The 10,418-nt window shown below is 69.7% G+C and carries 9 protein-coding genes and 1 pseudogene; 4 read left to right on the forward strand and 6 right to left on the reverse strand.

What is annotated here, in order from left to right:
- Positions 1-192: 192 nt before the first annotated feature.
- Both WS91_RS05795 and WS91_RS05800 read left to right on the forward strand, forming a co-directional pair.
- Complete coding sequence (locus tag WS91_RS05795; protein ID WP_231751981.1) at positions 193-474, forward strand: GYD domain-containing protein; 282 nt, start codon at positions 193-195, stop codon at positions 472-474.
- Between the two features lie 48 nt (positions 475-522).
- On the forward strand, positions 523-1,743 hold the full coding sequence (locus WS91_RS05800; protein WP_231751983.1) for a CapA family protein: 1,221 nt from the start codon (positions 523-525) through the stop codon (positions 1,741-1,743).
- Between the two features lie 66 nt (positions 1,744-1,809).
- Here the strand turns inward: WS91_RS05800 and WS91_RS05805 are convergent, their stop codons facing one another.
- The 4 genes from WS91_RS05805 to WS91_RS05820 form a co-directional block, all read right to left on the reverse strand.
- Positions 1,810-4,629 carry an Hsp70 family protein gene (locus tag WS91_RS05805; protein WP_059582827.1) on the reverse strand — a complete coding sequence of 940 codons (2,820 nt, stop codon included), beginning with the start codon at positions 4,627-4,629 and terminating at the stop codon, positions 1,810-1,812.
- Positions 4,630-4,632: 3 nt separating this feature from the next.
- Positions 4,633-6,480 carry an Hsp70 family protein gene (locus WS91_RS05810; protein ID WP_038744896.1) on the reverse strand — a complete coding sequence of 616 codons (1,848 nt, stop codon included), beginning with the start codon at positions 6,478-6,480 and terminating at the stop codon, positions 4,633-4,635.
- Entirely contained in the window at positions 6,477-7,052 is a 576-nt protein-coding gene (locus tag WS91_RS05815) for a DUF2760 domain-containing protein (protein WP_059641298.1), read from the reverse strand. Before WS91_RS05815 ends, WS91_RS05810 begins: the two co-directional genes overlap by 4 nt.
- Positions 7,053-7,479: 427 nt before the next feature.
- Entirely contained in the window at positions 7,480-8,241 is a 762-nt protein-coding gene (locus WS91_RS05820; RefSeq protein WP_059582815.1) for a 2-keto-4-pentenoate hydratase, read from the reverse strand.
- A gap of 576 nt (positions 8,242-8,817) precedes the next feature.
- Between WS91_RS05820 and WS91_RS05825 the strand changes: the two genes are divergently transcribed.
- Positions 8,818-9,285, forward strand: a complete 468-nt coding sequence (locus WS91_RS05825; RefSeq protein ID WP_038744893.1) for a ProQ/FinO family protein — start codon at positions 8,818-8,820, stop codon at positions 9,283-9,285.
- 61 nt (positions 9,286-9,346) lie between these two features.
- Entirely contained in the window at positions 9,347-9,676 is a 330-nt protein-coding gene (locus WS91_RS05830) for an H-NS histone family protein (protein ID WP_038744892.1), read from the forward strand.
- Between the two features lie 211 nt (positions 9,677-9,887).
- Here WS91_RS05830 and WS91_RS37180 read toward each other — a convergent pair.
- A pseudogene (locus WS91_RS37180) lies at positions 9,888-10,046 on the reverse strand (ISNCY family transposase); the annotation flags it as partial.
- 128 nt (positions 10,047-10,174) lie between these two features.
- Positions 10,175-10,418: hypothetical protein (locus WS91_RS37185; RefSeq protein WP_231751982.1), on the reverse strand; the 244-nt coding region annotated here is incomplete at its 5' end.

Consider the following 10,418-nt stretch of genomic DNA (forward strand, 5'->3'; position numbering starts at 1 on the left):
TCGGTGTTCGGTGGTCGGTGGTCGGTGGTCGGTGGTCGGTGGTCGGTGGTCGGTGTTCGGTGTTCGACGTTCGGCGCGCAGCAGGCAGACGCGCCCGGACCTTGATCGTGATCAACGGACGCCCGCTCCGATGCGCAATGCTTCAAGCATGTCGATGCGCGCGAGGAGACGATGATGCCGGACTTCGTATTGTTGACGCGTTTGTCCCCGGAAGGGCTCAAATCGCCGTCGAGCATGGAGGCGCTCGAGAAGCGCGCGGTCAAGGAGATCGAGCAGGCGTGCCCGGGCATCGAATGGCGGCACAGCTACGCGATCCTCGGGCCGTACGATTACCTCGACGTGTTTTCCGCGCCGGACATCGCGACCGCGTTCAAGGTGTCGGCGATCCTGCGCACGCTCGGACGCTCGCACGCGGAGGTATGGGCTGCGACCGAATGGCGCGCGTTCAAGGAAATCATCGATTCGATCGGCTGATGCGGGCCGATCCACGCACGAGCGATGCGCGACGAGCGGCGTCGCTCGATGCTCGGCGGCCGGTGTCGCCGGGCGATCCGCAACGGGCTGTTTCCTCGGAGGAGCGCACGCCGGGCCGGCGCGCGCGTTGATGCGATGAATGAAGCCGACGACACGCCGCCTGACGGCCACGTGCGCCTGTTTCTCTGCGGCGACGTGATGACGGGCCGTGGAATCGACCAGATGCTGCCGCATCCGAGCGATCCCCAACTGTACGAGCGCTATTGCCGGTCGGCGCGCGATTACGTGCGCCTCGCCGAACTCGCGAACGGCAAGCTGCCGGCGCGCGTCGACTATGCGTATCCGTGGGGCGACGCGCTACCGGAGCTCAATCGCATGCGGCCGCACGCGCGGATCGTGAATCTGGAAACGGCGATCACGACGAGCGACGAGCATTGGCCGGACAAACCCGTGCTGTACCGGATGCATCCGCGCAACGTCGACTGCGTGTCGAGCGCGCGCATCGATTGCTGCGTGCTCGCGAACAACCACTCGCTCGACTGGGGGCGCGCCGGCCTCGCCGACACGCTCGACACGCTGCATCGGGCCGGCATCCGGACCGCCGGCGCGGGCGGCGACGACGCGCAGGCGGCCGAGCCCGCCACGCTCGCGCTCGCGAACGGGCGGCGCGTTTGCGTCTACGCGTTCGCGGCCGAGACGAGCGGCGTGCCGCCGTCGTGGGCGGCGACGCTGCGGCGCAGCGGCCTCAACTATCTGGCGAATCTGTCGCCCGAGCGGGCGACGCAGATCGGCGAGCGAATCGCCGCGCGGCGGCGCGACGGGGATCTCGTCGTCGTCTCGCTGCATTGGGGCGGCAACTGGGGCTTCGAGATCGGCGGCGACGAGCACGCGTTCGCGCATCGGCTCGTCGACACGGGCGCGGCCGACGTCGTCTACGGCCATTCGTCGCACCACGTCAAAGGCGTCGAGATCTATCGCGGGCGGCTGATCCTTTACGGCTGCGGCGATTTTCTGAACGACTACGAAGGCATCCACGGCCATCAGCAGTTCCGCCCGGACCTCACGCTGATGTATTTTCCGGTGCTCGATGCGGACAGCGGGGCGCTCGTCGAGATGTCGGCGGTGCCGATGCAGATCCGGAACCTGCGGCTGCAACGCGCGTCCGCCGAAGGGCGAACCTGGCTGCACGCGGTGCTCGAGCGCGAAAGCCGACGGTTCGGCACGCACGTGTCGGCGTGCGACGCCGACGTGATGCATCTGCATTGGTGACGCGGTTCGAGCGGTCCGCCGCGCGGCTCCGGTCGAAAAGCGCATGCCGCCGGCCGCCCCGATCGGTCAGCCGGCGACGAGCTTCAGCCCGGCCGGCAGCGATTCGCCGAACGCGCGGCCGGTGTCCGCGTTGTCGAGCGTCACGACCTCGCGCACCATCCGCAGCCACGCATCCGGCGCGTTGATCGCCGCGAGCCGGCGCACGACCGGCTCGCGCACGTCGAGCGCAAGGTCGTTCGTCCGGTCGCCCGTCATGCGCGCGATCTGCACGGCCGCGAACGCGGCCGGCTCGACCTTCTTCCAGTCGATGGCGAGGATCGCGTCCAGCCAGCGGCTCGCCACGTCAGGCGGCACCACGCCGTGCGCGCTGCCGTACAGCGGCCGCCGCGCGCCGATGCGCCCGATCGCCCACCAGCACTGGTGATTCTCGGCCGGCCGCCGCAGCCGTTCGAGCAGCCGCTCGCCGAGCTCGATCTTGCGCTCGACGGCGACGCGCTCGAGCGACGCGGACAGACGCACGATGTCCATGTCGCCGATCTTCGCGGGATCGAACGGCAGCTTCGGCCGCTTCGCGCCCGCCGCCTCCTGCAGCCAGACCATCGCGTCGAGCGCCTGGCGCTGCGCATCGTCGTCGAGCCCGCCCGCCGCGCGCCGCCAGAGCGTCCACCATTCCGACCAGACCTGCCCCTCGTTCACGTACTGGATGCCGTCGTCGAACAGCGTCCAGAGCTGCGCGACGCGCCAGTCGTCGAGCGGATAGCCGAAGCCCGGCCGCACGCAATAGCCGGCGAGGTTCAGCCAGACGCGCTCGTGGTCCGCCGAGCGCCGCCGCCGGCCCGCGCGCTCCCACAGCGCGCCGAACAGCTCGCGCAGGAGGGCGATGTCCCAGTTCTCGCGCGCGCCCAGCAGTTGCTCGAGCTGCGCGCGCAGACGCCGGACTTCCTTCGGATCGACGTTCGCGAGCCGCGCGCCGAACGAGCGGTCGATCAACTCGATCGCCTTGTCGAGCGACGGATGGCGCGACGCGTCGGCCGCGTCGCCTTGCGCGCGCTCGCGCCGCAACTGGAATTCGAGAAGCCAGCGTTGCGACGGGTCGTCCGTCGCGATGCAGTGCATGTCGAGCGTGCCGACCTCGGTGAGCGACGTCGTCAGCTTGACGAGCCGCTCGCGCGACCCGCCCGCGTCCTGCTGCCGGACGACCGTCGCGACGGGCGGCAGCCGCACGAAGTCGCCCGCGCCGAGATCCGCGAGCTCGCCGGGGCGCCACGCATGGTCGGAAACGGTCGAGACCAAATGGAAGCGCACCGGATGGCCGAGCCGCAACGCGAACGTGCGATCGTCGAGGCGCACCTCGTGCCCCTCCGCCGTGCCGCGCGGCAGCACGCAGACGCCCCGCGACGCGCGCGCGCCGTCGTCGCCGTCGTCGTCGACGACGAGAAAGTAGCTGCGCGGCGAGCCGCCGCCGATCCTCGGCGCCCGCCCGGCGCGCGCGAGCCCGTACGCGACCGCGCCGCGCGCCACCGCGACGTCCGGATGATCGTTGTGCAGCACGTGCAGCGGCTGGCCGCGCCACTCGCCGAGCACGCCCGCGAGGCGATCGGCGAGCGCCTGCGAGCGGAACACGCCGCCGTTGAGCAGCAGCGTGTCGGGTATCGGCAAACCCGCATCCGCTGCATCCGCCGCATCCGTTGCGCCGGCCTTCGCCGGCGCGCCGAGCGCGTCGCGCGACTGCGCGGCGAGCCGGTGCAGGAACGCCGCGACGTGCCGCGTGACGGCCGGATCGGCGGCATAGGGCAGGCCGAATTCGACGAGCGCCGCGCGCGAGCGCCGCGGCAAATCGTCGGGGCGGCCAGCGGGGAAGAATCCGTCGACGACGATCCGCTCGACCTCGTCGCGGCTCAACTCGGTCTTGCGCGCACCGCCGACGAGCCGCGCGCCCGAGCCGAGCAGCGTCACGCCGACCGCGTCGGGCGCATCCGCGTCGAGCAGGCGCTCCTTCGCCGCGCGGCACCGCTCGACGAGCTGCGACAGGCTCGCCGCCGACAGGCGCGCGCCGTCCTGCGCGATGCGCGTCTCCGCAACGCGCGCGAGCGCGAGATCCATGTTGTCGCCGCCGAGCATCAAGTGATCGCCGACGCCGATGCGCGTCAGTTGCGGCTCGCCGCCCTCGACGTGCACCTTGACGAGCGTGAGATCCGTCGTCCCGCCGCCGACGTCGCACACCAGCACGAGCCGCGTTTGCGCAAGCTCGTCGCGCAGCGTGTCGCGATGATGAAACAGCCAGTCGTAGAACGCGGCCTGCGGCTCCTCGAGCAGGCGCAGCGCGGGCAGCTTCGCGATCCGCGCCGCTTCGAGCGTGAGCGCGCGCGCGCCGTCGTCGAACGATGCGGGCACGGTGAGCACGACGTCCTGCGCCTCCAGCGGCGCGTCCGGAAAGCGGCGGTTCCACGCGGCGCGCACGTGCGCGAGATAGCTCGCGCTCGCCGCCACCGGCGACACCTTGTCGTCGGCGTCGGCCGCGCCCCACGGCAGGATCGGCGCGAGACGATCGACCGACGCGTGCGACAGCCAGCTCTTCGCGCTCGTCACGAGCCGGCCCGGCACCTGCGCGCCGAGCGCGCGCGCGAGCGTGCCGATCACGGCGGGCGGCGCGCCGTCGGCGTCGGCCGCTTCGGCGTCGCGCCACGGCAGCCGCAGATCGCCGGGCGCGAATTCGCCCGGCACCGGGTGATAGCGCGCCGACGGCAGCAGCGGCCGCGCGCCGAGCTCGCCCGGCGCGACCAATTGGTCGACGTCGAGCACGCGAATCGCGTCGCCGCCTGCCTCGACGTACGCGACGACGGTGTTGCTCGTCCCGAGATCGATGCCGACGATGAACTGTTTCATCGGTTACGCATTCGCGCCGCCGCGCACGTCGAATTCGACTTTCCAGCGCTCGTTCGCGCCGCTTTGCACGGCCTCGAGCTCGAGCGTGCCGGCCTCCGTCACGCGCGCATGCAGCTTCACGGGCACGATTTCGCCGGGCGTGCGCCCCTCGGGCGGCAGCGTGGCCTCGATCGCCTCGAGCTCCTGGAGTTCGTCGGGCGACCAGAAATCGAGCAGCGTGCCGACCTGATCCTGGCGGCGCACCGACGAACCGAAAAAGCGGAAATGCACCGGTTCGCCGACCACGAGGCCGAATTCCTGCGGCGGCAACGCGGCGTCGGAGCCTTCCTCCATGCCGAACGGCGCGACGCACAGCGCCTGGATCGGCGGCTCGAGGCCGGGCACGGCGGGCATCGCCGATTCGACCGCGATGTAATACGCGCGCGCCGTGCCGCCGCGGATGCGTACGCCTTTGCCGCGCTTCACGTAGCCGTAATACGCGGCGCCGCGCGCCACCGCGAGGTCGAGATCGGCGCCGCCGAGCAGCCGGGCGGGCGCCGCGCCGTCGGTGGCGAGCCAGCCGTTGAGCGTGCCGAGAATACGCTCGACGAGCAGCGGCGACTTGAACACGCCGCCGTTGAACAGCACGGCGGTCGGATGCAGGAAGCTCGCCGACGCGTCGTGCACGTCCCGCAAGCCGTCGAGTTCCGCGAGCGCCGCCACCTGCCGGCCGAGAAACGCCGCGAGGTGCCGCGTGACGCCGGCATCCTGCGCGTACGGCAGGCCGAGCTGCGTCAAGCCCGCGCGCGTGCGGCTCACGGGCCGCGCCGACGCGTCGACTTGCGGGAAGAAGCCTTCGAGGATCGTCTGCGTGAGCTCCGCGCGCGTGAGCTCGGTGCGGATCGAGCCGCCGATCAGCTTCGAGCCGCGGCTCGGCACGACGAGCGGCGCGGCGTCCGTCGACGGATCGCCGAGCAGCGTCTCCTTCGCGGCGCGGCACGCGTAGGTGAGGGCGCGCAACTGCCACGGGTCCGCCTGCGTGCCTTGCGCGGCAAGCTTGCGCGCGACCACGTGCGCGAGCGCGAGATCCATGTTGTCGCCGCCGAGCAGGATGTGTTCGCCGACCGCGACGCGATGCAGCTCGAGATTGCCGTCGCGCTCGACGACCGCGATCAGCGACAGGTCGGTCGTGCCGCCGCCGACGTCGACGACGAGGATGATGTCGCCGACCTTCACCTCCTTGCGCCATCCGCCGCCGCTTTTCTCGATCCAGCTGTAGAGCGCCGCCTGCGGCTCCTCGAGCAGCGTCATGCGCGCATAGCCGGCCGCCTGCGCGGCCTCGGCCGTCAGCTCGCGCGCGGCCGGATCGAACGATGCGGGAATCGTGACGGTGACGTCCTGCTGATCGAACGGCGCATCCGGATGCGCGTGGTTCCACGCGTCGCGCAGATGGGTCAGATAGCGCACCGAGCTTTCGAGCGGCGACACGCGCGCGACTTCCGGCGGCGCGTCGCTCGGCAGGATGCCCGCGCGGCGATCGACGCCCGGATGGCACAGCCAGCTCTTCGCGCTTGATACGAGGCGAATCGGCGTGCCCGCGCCGCGGCTGCGCGCGAGCTCGCCGACCGCGAAATCGCGCTCGGGCGCCCACGGCAGCGCGAGGTCGCCCGGCGCGAGCTCGCTCGGATGCGGCAGGTACAGAAAGGACGGCAGCAGATTCGGCGACTCGATCGCGCCCGGCGCGGTCAACTGCGCGATGGGCAGCACGTCGAGACGGGTTTTCTCGCCGTCGCTCGACGCGAGATCCACGTACGACAGCGCGCAGTGCGTGGTGCCGAGATCGATGCCGATCGAATAACGCGGCTCGCTCATAGCTCCACCTCGGCGGGAGCGATGACCGACGCGTCGTGGCCCGGGTTCAGCTTCGGCAGCCGGACGGCGTCGACGCGCCAGCCGCGATGGCTGATGCTGCCGCTGAACGGCGGCTTGCCGACGACGTTGCCCGTCAGGCGGATCGCGGTCGCGTCGAAGCCTTCGCCGATCGTCACGCGCGCGCCTTCGGCCTCGTCGCGCACCGGGCGAATCGCGAAGTGCTCGCGCAGCGTGGCGCGGCAGCCGTCGTGCACGAGGCGCGCGGCGGCGCCGATGTCCGCGTCGGAATAGCCGGCGATGTCCTCTTCGACGAAGTCGATGAGGCGCGCATCGCGCTGGAGCAGCCCGAGCAGCTGGAGCGCCGCGTCCGGGGTCGCTTCCTTGACGATCTCGCGCGCGGGCGCCGCAGCGGGTTGGGGCGGCGCGACGGGCGCCGCAGCCGGCGCCGCGGGGGCTTCGCCGTCGCGCAGGCGGCGTGCGCGGCTCGCGAGCTCGCGGTCGCCGAGCACGGAGAAGAACAGGCCGAAGGCGAGCGAAAGCCGGCCGGCGAATGAAATGTTCGGTTCGGTCATGAGGAGAAAGCTCCATTGGGCCCGCCTGAACGGCGAGCTATCCTGCCGGACGCAGGGCGGGACGAGCCGCGAGCGGGCGTCGCGCATCCTGTTCCGGCATCTCGTATCTGAGCCCGACGGGCGCAAAACCCGTATTTTGCCTTGATCTGATGTCGAGCCGGCCAAGGCACGCATGCAAACGGTCGCTTTTTGCGAATTTTTCGCGCCGATCGCGCACGGGAACGCATGCGGCGCAAGGCGCGGGCGGGTGTCGGCGCGGCTTCGGCGCGGCTTCGGCGTAAGTCAGCGCGATCCCATGCAATTCGGGGCGATTCGGGGCGAGCGATCGCGCAGCCGAGCCGTTTCCGGCGCGGCCGCCTTCGTCGAAAGCGCGCAGCATGCCCGGCGGATGTCCTCCGAGGGCGCGCGCGTCGGGCTTGCGCTGCGCTTATGCCAGCTTCACCGAGACGCTGCCGAGCTCGCCGAACCGCACAGTCAACGCCTTGCCGAGCGGCACCTCGATCACCCCCGCATACGATCCGGTGGTCACGATCTGTCCCGCGTGGAGCGTTTCGCCGCGCGCCGCCAGAAAATTCACGAGCCACAGCAAAGGCTTGAACGGATGCCCGTCCGGATGGCGGCCATCGGCCGCCCGGTCGACGCCGCCCTGAAACTCGAGCGCGATGGCATCGAGCGGCGCGTGGAGGCCGTCGCGCACGACCGGGCCGACGCACAAGCCCTGATTGAATTGCCCATCCGCGAGCAGCTCCGGCACGGTCGCGCGCGACGGCTCCGCGTACCGGCAGCCGAGCACCTCGAGCGCGAGCCGGACCTCGCGGATCGCGGCGCGCACCTCGTGCTCGTCGTAAGGCCGGTCGCGCGGCGGCAGATCGCGATCGAGCACGAACGCGATTTCCGGTTCGATCCGGACCGTCCGCGCATCGGCGACGGCCCGCAACGGCTCGGCCGACGCATGGATCGTCGACGCGAAGATCGGCGCGACGACGACCCGGCCCGGCGGCGGCAGCGCGCATTTCCATCCGCCGATCGGCTCGCCGAGCAATTCCGCGACGCGTTGCTGGATCGCGAGCGCCGTCTCGATGTCGTCGGGACGGCACGCATCCGGCAGAAGCGCTCCGGCAACGCCGGCGCGGCGGGCCGCAACCAGATGCCGCGCGGCGCCGTCCACGCGTTCGGGAGTGTTTGTCATGTCGTTCTCGCGAAGAAAAGGGCGGCAAAGGGAGCACGCCGGGATCGGCGCAACGGAAGCGATGATAACGGTTTCATCGCGATCGCATCGCCCGGCGGCCACGCGGCATCGAGGCATTGCATGATCGATGCGCTCGCGGATCGATCCGCCAGCCGGCATCGCGGACAACCCGACACCGGCTGGCGCGCCGGATGTGTGCCGCGCCGGCTCGTCGCCATGCCATCCTGATGCGCGCGGGCCTGCTGCCAATAGGCACCGCTCGGCACCGCTCGGCGCCGTTCGACGCGGCTCCACGCCGCACGCACGACGGCCGCTAGCGCTACGGGGCGCCCGCCGTCACGGCTTGTTCCGCCATGCTCCCGGCGTGCAATCCCCGGCCTCGGCGGCCACGCGAGACGCGCGCTGCATGCGGCCCCAACGTCGGCGGCGAGATCGCCTCTCCATCGGCCTGACGCCCCGGCGCTTTTCGCCGGAAACCGCCGCCGTCGCCGGCATGAACGCCCGGCGACGGAATTGCAAAAACACCCGGCCGTCGGCTGCTACAATCTCGGCTTATTTTTCAGTGGGCTGGAAGTTATGGGCTTTGAGCAACTTGCATCGTTGCGCGATCAACTTGCGAGAGACGCCGCGCGGGAGCGGTCGGAGAAGAAAGCGCAGAAGCGGGACACCAAACCGGCGGCTTCGCCGAGCGCGACGGACCCGGTGGTGCTGACGATCGCGAAACTCCAGAAGCGCTTTCCGCTGGCGTTTCCGCGCAATCCTGCGCCGAAGGTGCCGTTGAAGGTCGGCATTCTCGAAGACCTGATCGGCCAGGCGCAGGCGCTCCGGTCGAGCGAGGCCGAGTTGCGCGACGCGATGAAGACTTGGTGTCGCGGGAACCGCTACTGGACGTGCCTCGTCGAAGGTGCCGTGCGCGTCGATCTGGCGGGCGGCGAAGCAGGGCAGGTATCGGCCGCCGATGCGAAGCGCGCGCGCATGCTGAAGGGGCGTCGCCCGGCGAAGCCCCGGCCGCAACAGGCCAAGCCCGAGCAGGCTCCACAATAGCGACCGACATCCGCGTGCCCGCCGAACGGTGGGCAGCGCATCGATTGAAGACACACATCACGTGACGACCAGCAAAATTCAGACGCTGCAAAAGCAGCTCGGCCACCTCAATTTGCTCCTCGAGGAAGCGAAGAAGAAAGAGAAGGCCGACGTGCTCGCCGCCATTCGGGAACAGGTGAAGCAATACGACATCACGGAGGTGGAGCTGCTGCGGGCGGCGGGCTTCGTGAAAGACAAGCCGAAGAAATTGCCGGCGAAATACTATGATCCGTCGTCGGGCAAATCCTGGACGGGCCGCGGCGCCTGCCCGAAATGGCTGACCGGCAAGAACCTCGACGACTATCTGATCCGGCCGGAGCCTGAGCCATGGTGGCCTGGGGAGAACGCGTAGACGGCGGCGGCCGCACGCGGCAGGCAGCGCCGAGCGCCGCGGTCCGGCATCGTCCCAAAGCCGTTGCTTGTATTCGCCGTGAAACCCGTGGCCTGCGGCCGCGCGACGATTGCTCGTCTTCGCACGCCCGATGCTCCCGCGCAAGACATTCGCGCGGCAGTGCGATGCCGTCCGTCGACGGCGTCGTGACCTCGAAAGAAACTGCGCACCCGCGCTGTCGACCGACCAGCCGGCGAATCTGCCGCGTCGTCAGCCCGAGCCGCTCAGCCACGCGCCACGGCTTGAGCTTGCCGTCCGCCACGTCCTGAATGGCCTTCTTGGATCGATCCAATTCTCGCATCGTCATGATGATCCGTTCCGTCGCTGCCATCGAAGCCTCCAGCGCTGGATTCCCAGCGGCCGATCAGCTTACGACGGGGCGAAAAGCGGATATCTGAACTTGGCCGGAAGCGGACATTACAACTTAATTACTATAGCTATTTATGTCGATAATTTACCTTATGTCAAATTATCGACGTAAGGTCCAGCGAACCACGCGCACCCGTTGGTTTGCATGAATTTGTTCCAAAAATTTGCGTAAATTTGTTCCAAGCCATATTGGTCGCCCTTTCGCGCATCATGCCGGCAGCCGACTTCACTCGGAGAAGGCCTTTGGGGATCAATGGAACGGAAAGTGCACTTAAGGGTAATCAGGTCGCCTTTATTGGGGCCGCCGTGGTGGCTTTCAGGCATGACAAGGGTT

Source organism: Burkholderia sp. MSMB1498 (genome assembly GCF_001526245.1).
GTDB classification, from domain to species: domain Bacteria; phylum Pseudomonadota; class Gammaproteobacteria; order Burkholderiales; family Burkholderiaceae; genus Burkholderia; species Burkholderia savannae.